At 70.2% G+C, this 17550-nt stretch carries 14 protein-coding genes; 10 read left to right on the top strand and 4 right to left on the bottom strand.

All coding sequences use genetic code 11. The features are described 5' to 3' along the window. The first annotated feature begins 46 nt into the window (after positions 1–46). The 6 genes from BN10_RS13775 to BN10_RS13750 all read left to right on the top strand — a co-directional run bounded on the left by BN10_RS13775 (position 47) and on the right by BN10_RS13750 (position 7772). Positions 47–1846 carry an ABC transporter transmembrane domain-containing protein gene (locus BN10_RS13775; protein ID WP_010851865.1) on the top strand — a complete coding sequence of 600 codons (1800 nt, stop codon included), beginning with the start codon at positions 47–49 and terminating at the stop codon, positions 1844–1846. Next, entirely contained in the window at positions 1843–3612 is a 1770-nt protein-coding gene (locus BN10_RS13770) for an ABC transporter ATP-binding protein (protein WP_010851864.1), read from the top strand. The genes BN10_RS13775 and BN10_RS13770 overlap by 4 nt, the downstream gene beginning before the upstream one ends. 233 nt (positions 3613–3845) lie before the next feature. Further along, complete coding sequence (locus BN10_RS13765) at positions 3846–4277, top strand: DUF2871 family protein (RefSeq protein ID WP_010851863.1); 432 nt, start codon at positions 3846–3848, stop codon at positions 4275–4277. Continuing rightward, positions 4274–5941, top strand: a complete 1668-nt coding sequence (locus tag BN10_RS13760) for a DHA2 family efflux MFS transporter permease subunit (protein WP_010851862.1) — start codon at positions 4274–4276, stop codon at positions 5939–5941. Before BN10_RS13765 ends, BN10_RS13760 begins: the two co-directional genes overlap by 4 nt. 5 nt (positions 5942–5946) lie before the next feature. Then, a complete protein-coding gene (locus BN10_RS13755) occupies positions 5947–7152 on the top strand; it encodes a sensor histidine kinase (RefSeq protein ID WP_156917248.1) in 1206 nt (401 codons plus the stop codon). Then, a complete protein-coding gene (locus BN10_RS13750; RefSeq protein ID WP_010851860.1) occupies positions 7149–7772 on the top strand; it encodes a response regulator in 624 nt (207 codons plus the stop codon). The genes BN10_RS13755 and BN10_RS13750 overlap by 4 nt, the downstream gene beginning before the upstream one ends. 12 nt (positions 7773–7784) lie before the next feature. Here BN10_RS13750 and BN10_RS13745 read toward each other — a convergent pair whose 3' ends face one another. Genes BN10_RS13745 through BN10_RS13735 form a run of 3 tightly spaced genes read right to left on the bottom strand, consistent with a single transcriptional unit; the run spans position 7785 to position 12351 of the window. Then, on the bottom strand, positions 7785–9044 hold the full coding sequence (locus BN10_RS13745; RefSeq protein ID WP_010851859.1) for a CapA family protein: 1260 nt from the start codon (positions 9042–9044) through the stop codon (positions 7785–7787). Then, positions 9041–10765 carry an FAD-dependent oxidoreductase gene (locus BN10_RS13740; RefSeq protein WP_010851858.1) on the bottom strand — a complete coding sequence of 575 codons (1725 nt, stop codon included), beginning with the start codon at positions 10763–10765 and terminating at the stop codon, positions 9041–9043. The genes BN10_RS13745 and BN10_RS13740 overlap by 4 nt, the downstream gene beginning before the upstream one ends. Beyond that, positions 10762–12351: a succinic semialdehyde dehydrogenase gene (locus BN10_RS13735; protein WP_010851857.1), complete on the bottom strand. Its 1590-nt coding sequence runs from the start codon at positions 12349–12351 to the stop codon at positions 10762–10764. The genes BN10_RS13740 and BN10_RS13735 overlap by 4 nt, the downstream gene beginning before the upstream one ends. 103 nt (positions 12352–12454) lie before the next feature. Between BN10_RS13735 and tpx the strand changes: the two genes are divergently transcribed. Further along, positions 12455–12946 carry a thiol peroxidase gene (gene tpx / locus BN10_RS13730; protein ID WP_010851856.1) on the top strand — a complete coding sequence of 164 codons (492 nt, stop codon included), beginning with the start codon at positions 12455–12457 and terminating at the stop codon, positions 12944–12946. A gap of 76 nt (positions 12947–13022) precedes the next feature. On the opposite strand, the gene BN10_RS13725 is transcribed toward tpx, so the two are convergent. Further along, on the bottom strand, positions 13023–14144 hold the full coding sequence (locus tag BN10_RS13725) for a GuaB3 family IMP dehydrogenase-related protein (protein WP_010851855.1): 1122 nt from the start codon (positions 14142–14144) through the stop codon (positions 13023–13025). Between the two features lie 149 nt (positions 14145–14293). Between BN10_RS13725 and BN10_RS13720 the strand changes: the two genes are divergently transcribed. From BN10_RS13720 to BN10_RS13710, 3 genes are all read left to right on the top strand, one after another. After that, entirely contained in the window at positions 14294–14575 is a 282-nt protein-coding gene (locus BN10_RS13720; protein ID WP_010851854.1) for a hypothetical protein, read from the top strand. Between the two features lie 191 nt (positions 14576–14766). Next, complete coding sequence (locus BN10_RS13715; RefSeq protein WP_010851853.1) at positions 14767–16422, top strand: DHA2 family efflux MFS transporter permease subunit; 1656 nt, start codon at positions 14767–14769, stop codon at positions 16420–16422. 69 nt (positions 16423–16491) lie between these two features. Next, on the top strand, positions 16492–17550 hold a 1059-nt coding region (locus tag BN10_RS13710), incomplete at its 3' end, for a P1 family peptidase (protein WP_084311092.1).

The raw sequence follows: 17550 nt of genomic DNA, 5'->3' as shown, positions 1-17550 counted from the left end.
AAACCGGTCGCCCGCACCCCACCCCGGCGCCTACCGTTGAGCGGCCATGTTCCGCGTGCCCCGCTTCCGCTACGAGCTGACCGATGCCGAACTGGAGGCCGCGCCGACCTCCGGTGATGCGCTGCTGCTCTGGCTGGCGCGGCGGCAGTGGCTCACGCTGCTCGGCGGCATGCTCTTCGGCGTCCCGTGGATGGTGGCGATCGCCCTCCAACCGGCCGCGATCGGACGGGCGATCGATGCGGGCATCGTCGCCCGGGACCGCGACGGGCTGGTGCTCTGGTCACTGGTCATCGCCGGCCTCGGGGTGGCCATCAGCCTGCTCGCCGCGGCGCGTCACCTCTTCGCGGTGCGCAACTGGTTCCACGCCGCCTTCCGGTCCAGCCTGATCGCCGACCACGGCGCTCGCCGCGCAGGCCCGGCGTTGACCCGCGCGCTCCCCGAGGGGGAAGTGCTGACGACCTTCACGACCGACTTCGGCCGGATGGGGTCGACCTTCGACGTCAGCGCGCGCTTCTCGGGCGCGCTCGTCGCCTTCGTCGTCGTCGCGACGATCCTGCTGCGCACGTCGACCACCCTGGGCTTGGTGCTCCTGCTCGGCGGGCCGGTGCTCATCTCGTCACTGGCCCTGGTCATGAAGGCTCTGGGCCGCCGACAGGAGGAGCAGCGGGCCGAGTTCGGCGCGCTGTCGGCGTTGGGGGCCGACACGGTTGCCGGTTTGCGCGTCCTGCGCGGCATCGGGGGCGAGGAGGAGTTCGTCCGGCGGTATGCCGCGCAGTCCGGTCGCGTCCGCTCCGCGGGGGTTCGGCTGGCCGGCATCCAGGCTCTGCTCGAGTCGGCGCAGGTCCTGCTGCCGGGCATCTTCGTGCTCGTCGTCGTGGGCGTCGGTGCGCACCTGGCGATTCGGGGTGACATCAGTCCGGGGCAACTCGTCGCCTTCTTCGGCTACACGACGTTCCTCACCATCCCGCTGCGGACAGCGGTCGAGTTCGTCGACAAGCTCACCTCGACCCGCGTCGCCGCGCGCCGCCTGGCACGGATCCCGGCCATCGCCCCCGACCATCCGGCAACCCCCCCACCCCTCGCTTCCCGACAGTCGAGTGAGGAGAACACGCGGCATGCTCTTGAGCTGTCACCGCATGTTCTCCTCACTCGACTGTCTGGGGCCGCACTCCACGACCCGGTGTCCGGGGTCGAGATCCGCTGCGGTGGGCTCACGGCCCTGGTCAGTGCGCGTCCCGAGGAGACCGCCGAGATCCTTGCGCGACTGGGTCGCACGTCCCCGGGTCAGCACGATGTGACCTGGGGAGAGCTGCGGGTCGACGACCTCCCCATCAGTGTCGTGCGCGCGAAAGCGGTTGTTGCACAGGCTCACCCGCAATTGTTCTCCGGTCGACTCCGCGATGAGTTGACCCCGGATCCGGCGCACCCGATCACCGACGAGGCGCTCCTCCAGGCGATCCACCTGGTCGCCGGCGAGGACATCCTCGAGGCCCTCCCCGACGGCCTCGACAGCGAGATCGAGGAACGCGGCCGGTCCCTCTCCGGTGGCCAACGCCAGCGCCTCGTCCTGGCTCGCGCCCTGCTGCTGGATCCCGAGATTCTGCTGCTCGTCGAGCCGACGAGCGCCGTCGACGCGCACACCGAGGCGCGCATCATCACCCGCCTCGCCTCGGCCCGCGCCGGCCGCACCACGGTCATCACGTCCGCCAGCCCACTCGTACTCGCCGCCGCCGACGAGGTCGTCCTCGTCGAGCACGGCCGGGCGACCACCGGTGGATCGCACGCCGCGCTGGTGGGTGCGCACCCGGCATACCGGGCGATCGTCACGCGCGGGGAGGACCAGTGAAGCCGCCGCCCGGACTGCACACCGACCACACCCGTCGACGCCTGCCGGTTGCCTCCTCGGCGACGGTGCGGCGCAACGTGATCGAGGTGGTCAGGCATCACCGTCGAGCCCTTGTTGGCGTCCTGCTCTGGCACGTGGCGGCGGCACTGACCGCACTGATCGCTCCATGGGTGGTCGGTCACCTCGTCGATGAGATCACCGGTGCGCGACGCATCGAGCGAGTCAACCAACTGCTCCTCGTCCTCGTCGTCGGTCTGCTGGCTCAGACGCTCCTCACGTGGTTCGCGCGTCGTGCGGCCTTCGTCCTTGCCGAAACGATCTTCGCCAAGGTGCGCGAGGACTTCGTGGCGAGCACCGTGCGCCTGCCGCTCTCGGTCGTCGAGCGCGCCGGCACCGGTGACCTCGTGGCGCGGACGACCGGGGATGTCGACGCCCTGGCCCACGTCGTGCGGATGGCCGTGCCCAGCCTGCTCGTCGCCGGGACGAGCATCGTGGCCATCGTCGTGGCCTCCCTGTTCACGGCACCCCTCGCCGTGGTGGCCTTCGTCATCGCGCCAGTGCTGCTCTGGCACCCGGTCCGGGTCTACCTGCGGCGGGCCCTCCCGGGCTACCAGTGGGAGCGCGCGAGCTACGCGACGCTTGCCGGTGTCGCCTCGGAGACCGTGCAGGGGCTGACCACGATGGACGCCCTCTCGCGGTCCGGTCGACGACGCGCGGCCTTCGAGGCTGCCCTGGGCGAGTCCGAGGCGGCCGAGCACTGGACTCTGCGCTTCCGTGTGCGCTTCTTCCCGTGGGTGGACATCGCCTTCGGGGCTCTCGTGGCGGCCACCGTGCTCTGGGCCGGATGGCTCTCCCTCCACGGCGTCCTCACCATTGGCGCGGCCGTGTCGGTGGCGCTCTACAGCGAGCGGCTCGTCGACCCGATCGGCGACGTTGTGGGCTGGCTCGACGAGATCCAGGTCGCCGCGACCGGCTACTCACGCCTGCTCGGGGTGGGCGAGGTGCCGGCCGATCGCACGCCGACAGGGGACCGTCCGGTCAACGCTGCCCTCGACGTCGAGGGAGTCACTTACGCCTATCGCGACGGTCACGACGTCCTCCACGACGTGAGCCTCGCGCTGCGCCCGGGCGAGCGGCTGGCCATCGTCGGCCCCTCGGGGGCGGGCAAGTCCACCCTCGGTCGCCTGATGGCCGGGATCGATGCACCCGGCCGCGGGCGGATCGCCGTCGGCGGCGTGCCGCTGGTCGACCTCGACCTGCCCACCCTGCGGGGGGAAGTCGCCCTGGTCACCCAGGAGCATCACGTCTTCGTCGGCACGCTCGCCGACAACCTACGCCTGCCGCGGCCCGAGGCGAACGACGCAGAGCTCTGGAAGGCGCTGAGCGCCGTCGACGCCGACGGCTGGGCCGCGGCGCTGCCCGACGGGCTCGCCACTGCCGTCGGCTCCGGCGGTCACCCCCTCACCGAGGCCCAGGCCCAGCAGCTCTCCCTCGCCCGACTGGTCCTCGCCGACCCCCACACCCTCGTCCTCGACGAAGCCACCTCCCTGCTCGACCCGCGCGCGGCACGCCACCTCGAGCGATCATTGGCCGCCGTCGTCGCCGGTCGCACGGTGGTGGCCATTGCCCACCGGCTGCACACCGCCCACGACGCCGATCGGGTCTGCGTCATGGAGGAGGGCCGGATCTCCGAGCTCGGCACCCATGACGAGTTGCTCGCCGCCGATGGGTCGTATGCCGCGCTCTGGCGGACCTGGCACGGCTGACCCGTCCGTTCCCAAGCCCCGACCCAACCAACTTCTGCGTCACGCAGAAGATCGCATCGCACGCAGCAATAACCGCTCGCCAAGCAAACATCCGCGTCACGCAGAAGTTGGGTTTCAGGCAGAGGCAGAGGCAGAGGCAGAGGCAGTCAGAAGCAGGGCGGTGGGGGTGGATCCATCGAAGGGTTGACCCGAGGGTCGAGCGTGCGGTGGGCCCGCGGCATACCGTCGAAGACATGAATCTTCTCCTCACTCGCCTGGCCGCCCTCTGGACCGCCCTGGGCCTGATCGGTGGCCTGGGTTACCGCGAGCTCACCCGCTCGCAAGGTTTCGAGGGCTCCACCCAACTGGCCGTGGTCCACACCCACGCGCTCGTCCTGGGCACCCTGATGATGCTCGTCCTGCTCGTCCTCAACCAGCTGTTCGGCCTGGCCGCCGACCGGCGTTTCCGCTGGGGTGTGTGGACCTGGACCGTGGGCGCCGCGATCACCATCGGCATGCAGACCGTCAAGGGCAGCCTGCAGGTCCTGGACAGTGGCGCCGCGACGAGCAAGGCGCTCGCCGGCATCTCCGGCCTGGGTCACATCACGCTGACCGCCGCCTTCGTTCTGCTCTTCCTCGCCCTGCTCACCCGCGTCGCGGCGACACCCGAGACCGCGCGGGCATGAGCACCGGTCCCCGGGGCGAGGCTGCGACCGACACGGACAGCACGACCGCGCGTGACACCTCGCAGCCAACGGCGCGCACCAAGTGGTTCTCACTCGGCGCCCTCGCCCTCGGCCTGTCGATGATCGTGCTCGACGGCACGATCGTGGGCGTCGCCCTCCCGCGGATCATCTCCGACCTGCACCTCGACCTGGCCGACGCCCAATGGGTCAACGCGATCTACGCGATGATCTTCGCCGCGCTGCTCCTCACCGTCGGGCGGATCGGCGACCGTTGGGGACGCCGCCGGACCTTCGTCGCCGGGGTCGTTCTCTTCGTCACCTCGAGCATCCTCGCCGCTCGTGCCGACTCCGCCACCGCCCTCATCGCCTCGCGCGCCCTCCAAGGAGTCGGAGGCGCGCTCGTCCTTCCGTCCACCCTGTCGACGGTCAACGCGACCTTCCGCGGCAGGGACCGCGCCACCGCCTTCGGCATCTGGGGTGCGGTCATGGCCGGGATGGCCGCCGTCGGTCCACTCCTCGGCGGCTGGCTCACCTCGAGTTTCGACTGGCGCTGGATCTTCTACGTCAACGTCCCCATCGGGGCGCTGGTCCTGCTCGGCACCATCCTCTGGGTGCCCGAGACGCGCGGAGCACCGGGCCGCCGGGGTGTCGACGTCGACGGCCTCCTCACCAGCGGAATCGGTCTGTCGCTCATCGTCTTCGGATTCATCGAGGGCTCGACCTACGGGTGGTTCCGGCCGGTCGCCGACCTCCACGTCGGCAACTGGACGTGGCCGACGTCAGCTCCCCTCTCACCGGCTCTCGTCGCCCTCCTCGTCGGGGCCATCTTCGTCGGGCTCTTCGTCGTCTGGGAGCGTCACCGGGCACGCAATCGCCGCGACGCCATCCTCGATCTCAGCCTCTTCTCCGTGCGCACCTTCACGTGGGGCAACCTCACGGCCGCCGCCGTCGCCGCGGGCGAGTTCGCGCTGGTCTTCGTGCTGCCGCTCTTCCTCGTCAACGTTCTCGGCCTGGGCATCATGGCCGCCGGCTGGGTCCTGGCCGCGATGGCGATCGGCGCCTTCGTCAGTGGCGCGCAGGCGCGTCATCTCGCGGCTCGACTGTCCCCGACCAAGGTCGTCCTCCTCGGCCTGGCCCTCGAGGTCGCCGGCGTCGCCGCACTCGCGCTGCTCCTCTCCTCGACGATGCCCGCCTGGGCGGTCGCCGTGCCGCTCGTCGTCTACGGCGTCGGGCTCGGCCTGGCCTCGGCCCAGCTGACCTCCACCGTCCTGGCCGACGTTCCGCCCGCGCAGTCGGGGTCCGGTTCGGCGACCCAGAGCACGGCCCGACAGGTCGGGTCGGCGCTCGGCACCGCCCTCGTCGGCTCGACCCTCGCGGCCGCCCTCGGGCACACCGTCGCCACCCGCCTGGCCGACATCGCCGGCTTTCCCGCCGCCCTCGCGGCCAAACTCACCGATGCGACCGCGGCCTCCGCCGGCGGCCTCATCGAGACGGTCCGGGCCCAGGGGACGACCGGACAGTACGGCGCCCTCGGCCCGCAGATCGCGGACGCGCTGGCCGAGGGCTTCGCCGACGCGACTCGGATCGGCCTGGGCGTCGCCCTCGCCATGCTGCTTCTCGGGTTGGCCGGAGCGGTCGTCGTTGATCGAGTCCGCCTATCGTGACCGTCATGGCCCACGACGGCGGCGAGCGCGGCGCAGGATCGCTGCTCTCCCGGATGCAGCACGGGCTCTTCGTCCTCCTCACGGGGATCGGCCTCGCCCGGGCCCTCACGACGGGCGCAGCTCTGGCGCCCGTCCTCCTCGGCGTCACCCTCCTCCTCGGTTGGTATGCCGCGGGGCTGGCTCTCGCTCGACGCACCGACACGAATCTGGCGATCTGGTGGCTGCTCGGGCTCACGGCCGTCTGGCTGGGGCTGGTGCTCGTGTCGAGCGAGTTCGTCTGGGTCGCGGTGTCGCTGTGGCTGCTCGCCGGCCACTTCCTGCGCGTTCCGTGGGCGATCGCGTACACGATCGCCGTGCTCGTCATTGTCATCGCCTCCCAGCAGCACGGTCGACCCTGGACCTCGGCGATGATCATGGGGCCGGCCGTCGGCGCACTCTTCTCACTCGCCCTCTCGCTGGGCCAGCACCGCCTCGTGCGCGATGGCATCGAACGACAGCGTCTCGTCGACGCGCTCATGGCGGCCCAAGCCGAATCGGAGACTCTGCATGCCGAACTGGCTTCTGCCCAGCGTGAATCCGGTGCTCTGGCCGAGCGCACACGGCTCAGCCGCGACATCCACGACGGGCTCGCCCAATCCTTCTCGTCGATCCTGTTGACGGCGCGCGGCGCCCGCGAGGCGACGCCCGAGACCCTCGCCAGGGCCCTGCGGCAGGTCGAGACCTCGGCCCAGGAGGGATTGGACGAGTCCCGCAGGGTCGTGTCGGCCCTGGCACCGCGTGACCTGACCGACACCGGGCTCACCGCGGCACTGCACCGCACCCTCGACAGCCTGTCGCAGAGCACCGGCATCGACGCCACCCTCCACGTCGACGGCGACGTCACCTCACTGCCCACCACCGTCGAGGTGGCTCTGCTCCGCGTCGCCCAGGGCGCCCTGGCCAATGTCCGGCAGCACGCCCGGGCCGGCCGGGTCGTGGTGACCCTCACGGGCGCCGATGACTCGGTACGCCTCGACATCGTGGACGACGGCCGCGGCTTCGACCCCTCGCACGCGCCGGAGGCCACCCCTGACCTCACGCTCGGCGGCTACGGGCTGCGTGCCTCCCGCGAGCGCCTGCGCGACCTGGGTGGGGGTCTCGACGTCGAGAGCCGACCCGGCGACGGGACCGCTCTCACGGCATACCTGCCCTTGGGGGGTGTGCGGTCGTGACCGTTCGTGTCCTCGTCGTCGACGACCACCCGATCGTGCGCGGCGGGCTCGTCGCGCTTCTTCAGGGTCAGCCCGATGTCGAGGTCGTCGGCGAAGCGAGCAACGCCGCGGAGGCGATCAGCAGGGCCGACGACACCATGCCCGATGTCGTCCTCACCGACCTGAGGCTGGGCCCGGGCGGCGACGGCGTCGACATCACGAAAGCCCTGCGGCACAACGCATCCGGCCCGGCTGTCGTCATCCTCACCACCTATGACCACGATGTCGACATCGTGCGCGCGGTCGAGGCCGGCGCGGCGGGTTACCTGCTCAAGGACGCCGACCCGCAGGCCATCATCGCGGCGATCCGCACGGCAGCCGCCGGTGGCATCGTCCTCGACGAGTCGCAGGAGCGACGGGTCGTGGAGTCGATGAGGGTGCGCCGCGTCGACCTGTCCGGGCGCGAGCGCGAGGTGCTGGCTCTCGTCGCCGACGGCCTCTCCAACCGCGAGATCGCCAAGGCGCTCTTCCTCAGCGAGGCGACGGTCAAGACCCACCTCGTGCACGCCTTCGACAAACTCGGCGTCGACTCCCGCACCGCCGCCGTGGCCGCTGCCCGCACCGCCGGCGTCATCGACTGAGCCTCGTCCGGCTCAGGGGGCCTGCTGCGCCAGCCCGGAGCAGGTGTCGGCAGCCTTCTTGGCGGCCATCAGCCGGTCAGCGCTCTGGGTCGCGGCCACCGGTATGCCGTCGCGCTGGATGAGCATGGGGGTCCACGTCTCGGCCACGACGGGAGAGCCCGTGGTCTCTCCGGCAGCCCTCTTGGCCAGGACGTCCGGCTCAACCGTGATGGTCAGGACGCCGGTGTCCGCGCTGCTGCCGCGGTTGTTGTACCAGATGAAGTTGCCCAGCCCGTAGCCGACAAAGGTGGTGCCTGACCAGCCGGAGCCCTGGACGCGGTGGGCGTGCCCACCGACGACGATGTCCGCGCCCGCGGCGGCAAGGGCCTTGGCGTTGCGTCGCTGAGAGTCGTTCGGGCAGGTCTGGGTCTCGGTCCCCCAGTGCGGGAAGACGATGACCAACTCATGGTCGGCCTTGGCCCTGGTGACCGCGGCAGCCAAGGCGGCGGCGCCAGCGGTGCCATTGGTCGACACGATGCCCGGTCGTGTGGCGGTCGCGGAGAACTGAGAACTCGTCTCGTCATTGAGGTCCGAGGTCGCAAAGATCGCCGTCCGGACACCGCCGATGTCGACCGTCAGCGGCGTGAGGGCATCCTCGATGTTGGTGCCCAGCCCCACGATGGGCAGGACACCGGACGCCTTGGCCGCCAAGGTGTCCTGCAGGCCGACCGACCCGAAGTCGGCGGCATGGTTGTTCGCCATGCTGACGGCGTCGACCCCCAGGTCCTTGAGGAAGGTCAGGGCGGACGGAGCGGCACGGAACGTATAGGTCTTGCCGGCGATCGGAGTGCCACGCTCGGTGAGGGCGGTCTCCAGATTGGCCATGGTGAAGGTCGAGGCGGAGAGCATGTCGCGCAGAGCCGGCAGGTTCGCGCTCGGGTTGGTGAGGTTGGCACGCACCTGATCCTCGAAGTGCACGTCGCCGGCGAAGGTGATCGTGATCGGTTCCCGATGTGCGGGCGTCGGGCTCGCGGTCGGCGACGCCGCGGTGGGGGTCGGGGTTGCCTGCTCCGTCGGCGGCGCCGTCTCACCGGGGGTCGCGGTCACGGGCAGAGTGGCCGTGACAGACGACGCCGCGGTGCGGGCTGATGTGGAGGCGGATCGCCACGCGGCCACGATCGAGGCCAGCAAGGCGACGACGAGGGCGGCCGACAGCAGCCCGGCCACCAGTCGACGGCGACGATAGACGGGGTCCTGGTTCAGCCTGATCCGGCGGGAACGCTGAGGAGTCACGGATCAAGGGTAGGTGGGGCGGGGCGTGGATCCCGGGAACCCTTGCGTGGCCAGAGTGCCATCGCCCGCTCCGCCTGCGCCGTGATCGTCAGGCTCGGGTTGACGCCGAGGTTGGCCGAGATGGTCGAACCATCGGTGATGCTGATGCCGGGGTGGCCGAAGACGCGGTGCCACTGGTCGACGACTCCCGTGCTCGGGTCCCCTCCGATCGCCGCACCGCCCAGGAAATGCGCCGTCAGTGGCACGTCGAAGACCTCGCCCCACGTGCCGCCCGCCATCGTGTACTCCCCGGTCGCCTCGGCGAGGCGCGAGGCGACCGCCTCCATGGCGCGATGCCCAGCGGCGATGTAGGTCGGGTTCGGCTCGCCGTGGCCCTGCTCTGACGTGAGCCGTCCATGGCGCCGGAAGACGCGCAGCGAGTTGTCGCGTGACTGCATGACCAGGCCGATGACGATGCGCTCGCTCCACGCCCGCACCATCGGGAACATTCGGGTCAGGGCCTGGGGATGACGCCGCACCGTGCGGAGGAACTCGACGGGTCTCGGGTTGTCGGAGTCGCCAGGAACCAGAAGGGTCGAGAGCAGGCCCATCGCATTGCTGCCCCGGCCATAACGGACGTTTTCGACGTGGGTGTCCTCGTCGGGATGGAAACTCGACGTGATCGCGATGCCGTGCGTGAGGTCGACCTCGGCAGGCGGGTCCTCGGTGAGCGCGCCCAGCAGTGCCTCGGAGTTGGTCCGCGTGAGGTGGCCGAGCCGGTCCGACAGATGCGGCAGGTCGCCGGACTCCTTCATCGCGTGGAGAAGGGACTGCGTGCCCCAGGTGCCGCCCGCGACGACGACGAACCGTGCCCGGGTCACCCGGGCATTCCGCTCTCCTCGCGCGTCGGTCGCCTCGTGCCGGATTCGGTATGCCGCGCGCCCGTCGGACCCGCGGGAGCCCGGGATCTCCCCCAGGTGGGTGACGGTGCGCATCGGCTCGATGTGCACGCCGAGGCCCTCCGCCAGGGCGAGATAGTTCTTGACGAGGGTGTTCTTGGCCCCGACGCGGCAACCGACCATGCAGTTGCCGCACATGGTGCAGCCGGTGCGTGCCGGGCCCGCGCCGCCGAAGTAGGGGTCGGGCACGGTGACACCGGGGGTGCCGAAGAAGACCCCGACAGGAGTCTTGCGATAGGTCCCGCCGACGCCCAGGTCCTCGGCCGCCCGCTTCATGACCTGCTCAACCGGACCATCACACGGGTTTTCGTCGACGACGCCGAGCATCCGGGACGCCGTGTCGTAGTGCGGGGCGAGCTCGGCCTCCCAGTCGGCGAGGTCGCGCCATTGCGGGTCGTCGTAGAACGCGCGCGGCGGTCGGTAGAGGGTGTTCGCGTAGTTGAGGCTACCGCCGCCCACACCCGCCCCGGCGAGGATCATGACGTCGGGCAGTTTGTGGATGCGCTGGACGCCATAGCAGCCGAGCCCTGGCGCCCACAGGTAGTTCTTGACGTCCCAAGAGGTCTTGGCGAAGTCCGCGTCGGCGAAGCGTCGCCCGGCCTCGAGGACGAGGACCGACCAGCCCTTCTCGGCCAAGCGGAGCGCGGCCACCGAGCCGCCGAAACCGGAGCCGATGACCAGGACATCGACATCGACCGCGGCGCGGTCGGCGGGGTGATCCGGTGACAACACCCCTGGCGCGGCGGGCGCCGAACCGGCACCCGCGGCATACCCACCCGTCATCGAAGGCCGACCCCCTTGAGAGCGCGCAGGCCGAGCGAGAGGCCCTTGGCGAAGGCCTCATCGGAGACTCCGGGGATCCCGCCGAAGCCGATGACGTGTTGCGCGGCGATGGTCTGCGCCTCGGTGAACTTGAGGATCCCGTCGCGCCCGTGGCGGCGGCCGATGCCGGACTGCTTCATGCCCCCCATCGGCGAGGACGCCGAGCCGTAGGCGGAGGCGTAGCCCTCGTTGATGTTGACGGTGCCGCACCGGATGCGGGAGGCAAGATCACGGCCTCGACGGACATCACGGGTCCACACCGATGCGTTGAGGCCGTAGTCGGTGTCGTTGGCCAGGTCGATGGCCTGCTCGTCGGAGTCGACGACATAGATCGCGACCACGGGCCCGAAGGTCTCCCCGTCGCGGCACTCCATCGAGGCGGTGACGTCGGCGAGCACGGTCGGCTCGTAGACATAGGGGCCGAGGTCGGGGCGAGCTCGACCGCCGGTGAGGACCCGGGCACCCTTGGCGACGGCATCGTCGACGTGACGAGTGACGGTGTCGAGTTGTCGCTGTCCTGCAAGGGATCCCATGTCGATTCCCCACGTGAGCCCGGTGCCGATCCGCAGTGATCGCACGGCGTCGACGAAGGCAGGGACGAAGGAGTCGGCGATGTCGCGGTGCACGATGATGCGCTCGGTCGAGATGCAGAGTTGACCTGCCGAGGAGAAGGACGCGCGCACCGCACCCTCGACCGACCGTCGCAGGTCGGCGTCCGCCGCGACGTAGAGCGAATTCTTGCCCCCGAGTTCGAGGCTCGCGCCGACGAGGCGCCCGGCTGCCATGACGGCGACGGCGCGGCCGGTGGCCGTGGATCCGGTGTAGGAGATGTAGTCGGCCTGCTCGACCACGGCCTGACCGGTCGTCGGTCCGTCGCCGACGACGATCTCGAGCACCCCGTCGGGAAGGCCGGCCCGACGGAGCAACTCGGCGCCACGAAGGGCCGTCAGGGTGGCCTGCAGGTCGGGCCGCAGGACGACCGCATTGCCGGCCATGAGCGCGGGGAGGGCGTCGGAGATGGACAGCGAGAGCGGGTAGTTCCACGGCGACACCAGGCCGACGACGCCCTTGGGGCGGTGGTGCTCGACCGGCTGGGTCAGCAGCGGGAGGGCACCCAAGCGCCTCTTGGGTCGCAGATAGGACTCCCCGGCACGCGCGTAGTGCCGTGCGGTCGTCGCCGTCTCGGCGATCTCCTCGAAGGCATGCCGGCGTGCTTTGCCGGACTCGAGCTGGATGGCGTCCATGAGCCAGTTCTGGTGTTCCAGCAGAAGGTCGTGGAAGCCAAGGAGTACCCCGGCCCGCGCAGCGATCGGCACGCGCGCCCACGCCCGCTGGGCTCGGCGGGCCGAGCCGATGGCGGCGGCCACATCGCTCGGCGAGGAGGTCGGCCAGCTGGCCAGTGGCGCACCGCTCATCGGCGAGTACGTGACGACGTGGGGAGCGGACGCCGAAGCGACCACTGTCCTGGCGAGGCGACGGACCTCGCTGACGTCCACGGCATACGTGGCGGTGGGGTCGAGCCCGGGATCGGCAACGGTGTCGGTCACTACTCCAGAGTAAGGACCGGTCCCGGTCCACGGGAAGGGGCCATGCGTCGACCCGGGTCCCGCCCGGGCCCACCACCGGACTCGGACATGGTGGAATGGCGTCATGGCCACCACTGCATTCAAGGGTTCCCCCGTCCACACCACCGGCGACCTGCCCGCCGAAGGCTCGGCCGCTCCGGCCGTCGAGCTGGTCGGCATCGACCTCGCTCCCGTCGAGCGCCCCGAGGGGCGTCGCGTCGTCCTCAACATCTTCCCGAGCGTCGACACCGGCGTCTGCGCGACGAGCGTGCGCAAGTTCAACGAGCTCGCTGCCGGGCTCGACAACACCTCGGTCATCTGCGTGAGCAAGGACCTGCCCTTCGCGCTCGGTCGCTTCTGTGGTGCCGAGGGCATCGAGAACGTCACGGCCGCGTCGGCCTTCCGCAGCGACTTCGGCACCGACTACGGCGTGACGATGACCGACGGTCCGCTCGCCGGGCTGCTGGCTCGCTCCGTGGTCGTCCTCGACGAGACCGGCACGGTCATCCACAGCCAACTCGTCCCCGAGATCACCACCGAGCCCGACTACGACGCGGCGGTCGCGGCGCTGGGCTGAGTCCCCTTCGTGGCGTCCGGCAACGTGGTCGGTATGCCGTCCACTCGCCGGACGTTGTGGTTTGGCCCCCCAGGGGTCAGGAACGCTGGTGCGGCGCGACGATGACCTCGACGCGCTGGAATTCCTTGGGGTCGGTGTACCCCGTCGTTGCCATCGCCCGACGCAGCGCCCCGACCAGGTTGGTCGTGCCATCGGCGGTGCGGCTCGGACCGAAGAGGATCTGCTCCAGGGTGCCCACAGAACCGACCGCGACGCGCTCGCCGCGCGGCAGGTCGCCGTGGTGCGCCTCGGGGCCCCAGTGGAAACCCTGACCAGGTGCCTCAGTGGATCGTGCGAGCGCAGCACCGAGCATGACGGCGTCGGCACCGCACGCGATGGCCTTGACGATGTCGCCGCTGGTGCCGACACCCCCGTCGGCGATGACGTGGACATAGCGGCCACCGGACTCATCGAGGTAGTCCCGTCGTGCCGCCGCGACATCGGCGATCGCGGAGGCGATCGGTGCGTGAATGCCGAGGGTGCGCCTGGTCGTGTGCGCTGCTCCCCCGCCGAAGCCGACGAGCACCCCAGCGGCGCCGGTGCGCATCAGGTGAAGTGCGGGGGTGTAACTCGCGACGCCTCCCACGATGACGGGCACATCGAGCTCGTAGATGAAACGCTTGAGGTTGAGCGGCTCGGCGCGACCTGAGACGTGCTCGGCCGACACCGTCGTGCCACGGATGACGAACATGTCGACCCCGGCATCGACGACCGTCCGCCAGAACTGCTGGGTCCGCTGCGGCGACAGGGCACCGGCGACGGTGACGCCGGCGTCCCGCACCTGGCGCAGCCGTTCGACGATCAGCTCGGGCTGGATCTCCTCGCGATAGATCTCCTGCATCCGCGCCGTCGCGCGCTCCGGCGCCAACGCGGCGATCTCGTCGAGCAGGGGCTGCGGGTCCGGGTAGCGCGTCCACAGCCCCTCGAGGTCGAGCACCGGCAGGCCACCATGCTGACCGAAGGCAATCGCCGACTGGGGCGACATGACCGAATCCATCGGGGCTGCGATCACCGGCAGATCGAAGTGATACGCGTCGATCTGCCACCCGACCGAGACCTCCTCGGGGTCGCGCGTGCGACGCGAGGGCACCACGGCGATGTCGTCGAAGGAGTAGGCACGCCGCCCGCGCTTGCCTCGGCCGATCTCGATCTCGTTCACGCGGGTCAGCCTAGTTGCGGAGGGGTGCGGGACTTCGCTCCATCCCCCGGTGGAGACCAAACCCGTCGTGCTGCGGATCCGCGTGACCCCGATTCGGGGAAGAGTCAGGGCATCAGGAGTTACCACGACACGAGCAGGGAGGCATCACGATGAGCGCAGCACAAATCGAGAAGAGGGACCTGGCGAAGGGCTCGACGAAGGGCCAGAGCGAGAAGACCGGCAAGATCTTCGCCCTCACGGGCGGAATCCTGTTCGTCATCAACGGGATCATGGCCCTGGCGCTGGGCAACGCCAAGGTCCTCATGACCGCCATGCCCGTGTCCGTCGTCTTCATGGCCGTCGGCGCCGGCCTGTGGGCCCAGGGTCGCAAGGACTCGCAGAAGGCCTCCGTTGACGCTCCGAAAGCACGCGCCTCACACGACGTCGACTGAGTGCTTCGAGGCCGCCGGGACGCGGGTGCGTAAACGATTTGATTGCGTGGCGGGAGCGGGCGCATACTTTCTTCTTGCATCAACTGCAAGATCCATCGGACCCGAGGTGCGGCGACGCGGCTCGACACCTCCAACCCGGCCGCGACATCTCGCCCCCGGGCCGCACCCTCTCACCACCACTGGAGACCCCTGTGTCCGCACCCGTGTCCGCACCCGCGGCCATCGAGTACCCCGAGAAGATCGATGGCGCCGTCCTCAAGGTCGCCGGCGTCGTCGTCCTCGGCGCGATCATGTCGATCCTCGACATCACCGTCGTCAACGTCGCCCTGCCCACCTTCCAGAAGGTCTTCGCCCCTGAGGGCGGCGAACCGCTGGCCTACTCCACCGTCGCGTGGACGGTCACGGCATACACCCTCGCCCTGGCGACCGTCATCCCGCTGACCGGCTGGGCCGCGGACCGCTTCGGCACCAAGCGCCTCTACATGCTGGCGCTCGTCCTCTTCACGCTCGGCTCAACGCTGTGCGCGATGGCCAACTCGATCGAGCTCCTCATCGCCTTCCGCGCCCTGCAGGGCCTCGGTGGCGGCATGCTCATGCCGCTCGGCATGACGATCATGACCAAGGCGGCCGGCCCGCAGCGGATGGGACGCCTCATGGCCATCCTCGGCGTGCCGATGCTCCTCGGCCCGATCGGCGGCCCAATCCTGGGTGGTTACCTCATCGAGCACCACTCCTGGCACTGGATCTTCCTCATCAACCTGCCGATTGGCATCCTTGCGCTGGCGTATGCCGCGTGGGCCCTCAAGGCCGACAAGCCGCACCCCTCGGAGTCCTTCGACTGGGTCGGCATGCTCATGCTCTCCCCCGGCCTGGCGCTCTTCCTCTACGGCATCTCCTCGATCCCCGGTGAGGGCACCTTCTTCTCCAGCAAGGTCATCATCCCGGGCACCATCGGCCTGCTCCTGGTCATCGGCTTCGTCTTCTACAGCTTCAAGCCGAAGCACCCGCTGCTCGACTTGCGCCTGTTCAAGAACCGCAACCTCACCGTCGCAGCCCTGACGATGTTCCTCTTCGCGCTGGCCTTCTTCGGTGGCCTGCTCATCGTGCCGACCTACTTCCAAGAGGTCCGCGGCGAGTCGACGACCGACGCCGGCCTGCTCATGGCCGCGCAGGGCCTGGGGGCCATGGTCACCATGCCGATCGCCGGCGCACTGGTCGACAAGTTCCCGGTCGGCCGCATCGTGCCCTTCGGCCTCGTCGCCATCGTCACCGGCATGTTCCTGCTGACCCAGATCGACGCGCACACGTCCTACTGGGGCTACATCCTCCCCGTCCTCTTCCTCATGGGCCTGGGCATGGGCGGCACGATGATGCCGATCATGACCTCGGCGCTGAAGTCCCTGCGGGCGCACGACGTGGCGCGCGGTTCGACGCTGCTCAACATCACCCAGCAGATCGGCTCCTCGATGGGTGTCGCGATCATCTCGGTCTTCCTCACCACCGGCATCAAGAACCAGGCGATCATCAGCCAGGCGCAGGCCTTCGGGGATGCCGCCAAGAAGGTCACCAACCCCGCCGAGATGCCGGCGCTCCTCGCGAAGTTCCCCGAGGTCGCCAAGGTCTTCGCCAAGTTCGGCACCGACCAGGCAGCCGCGCAGGCAGGCCTGCTCGAGGCGGTCCGCGATGGTCTGGCGGTCGCCTTCTCGCACACCTTCTGGGTGGCGGCCTTCCTCGTGCTCCTCACGCTCGTCCCCGCGGCCTTCCTGCCGCGCAAGAGCGAGGAGAGCCACTTCCTCGACGACGGTGTCGACGAGGACGACGCGCAGGTGCCCGTGCTCATGCACTGAGGTCGCCCCGCGGCATCCGTCAAACGCCGGTCTCCCACACGGGAGGCCGGCGTTCGGCATGCTGGGGTCATGCGTCCTGGCCCCCACAACGCGATCACCGACGTCCCGGGGGTGCGCGTCGGTCAGGTGACCCGCGACGAGCCGGGCTGGCTCACCGGGTGCAGCGTGATCGTGCCGCCGCCGGGGACGGTCGGCGGTGTCGACGTGCGTGGCGGTGGCCCGGGCACCCGCGAGACCGACCTGCTCGACCCGGTGAACCTCGTCGATCGCGTGGATGCGGTCGTCCTCTCCGGCGGCTCGGCCTTCGGCCTCGGCGTCGCCGACGGCGTGATGCAGGAGGTGTATGCCGCGGGGCTGGGCTGGCCGGTCTCCCCCACCGACCCCGCGGCGAGGGTTCCGATCGTGCCGACCGCGATCCTCTTCGACCTCGGCCGCGGAGGTGCCTGGTTGCACCATCCAACGCCCGCGGACGGCGCGGCGGCGTATCGAGCGGCCACGGATGGGCCGGTGGTGCAGGGCAGTGTCGGGGCCGGCACAGGTGCTGTCGCGGGCGGCCTCAAGGGTGGGATCGGTTCTGCCAGTTGCGTTCTCGACGGTGGCATCACGGTTGGAGCCATCGTCGCGGTCAACGCCATGGGGTCCGCCCTGGACCGGCTCACCGGCGACCTGCTCGGACGCAGCCGGGGCCTCGTGGACGAGTTCGCCCAGGCGCCGTCACCCGATCCCGAGGCTGCTCGGGCCTACTGGGCGCAGCGGGACGCCGTTGCGGTCGCAACGCGCGGGACGGCGACGACGGGGACGGCGACGACGATCGGGGTCGTCGCGACCGATGCGACCCTCACCAAGACGCAGTGTCGCAAGCTCGCGCAGGTGAGCCACGACGGACTCGCGCGGGCCCTCGCGCCGGTGCACACGGCATACGACGGGGACACGGTCTTCACTCTCGCGACCGGCAGGCGATCGCTCGACCATCCCCTCGACGAGGTCGATCTCCAGTCGGCGGCCGCCGACTGCCTCAGTCGGGCGATCGTCCACGCCATGCTGGCCGCGACGTCGATTGATCGCACGGCCGACGGCGGCTTGCTCGCACCGGCGTGGTCAGACAGATCCCGCACCGGCACCCACCCA

The organism is Phycicoccus elongatus Lp2, assembly GCF_000367525.1.
Taxonomy (GTDB): Bacteria; Actinomycetota; Actinomycetes; order Actinomycetales; family Dermatophilaceae; genus Phycicoccus_A; species Phycicoccus_A elongatus.
This window is presented reverse-complemented; position numbering and strand designations above follow the sequence as displayed.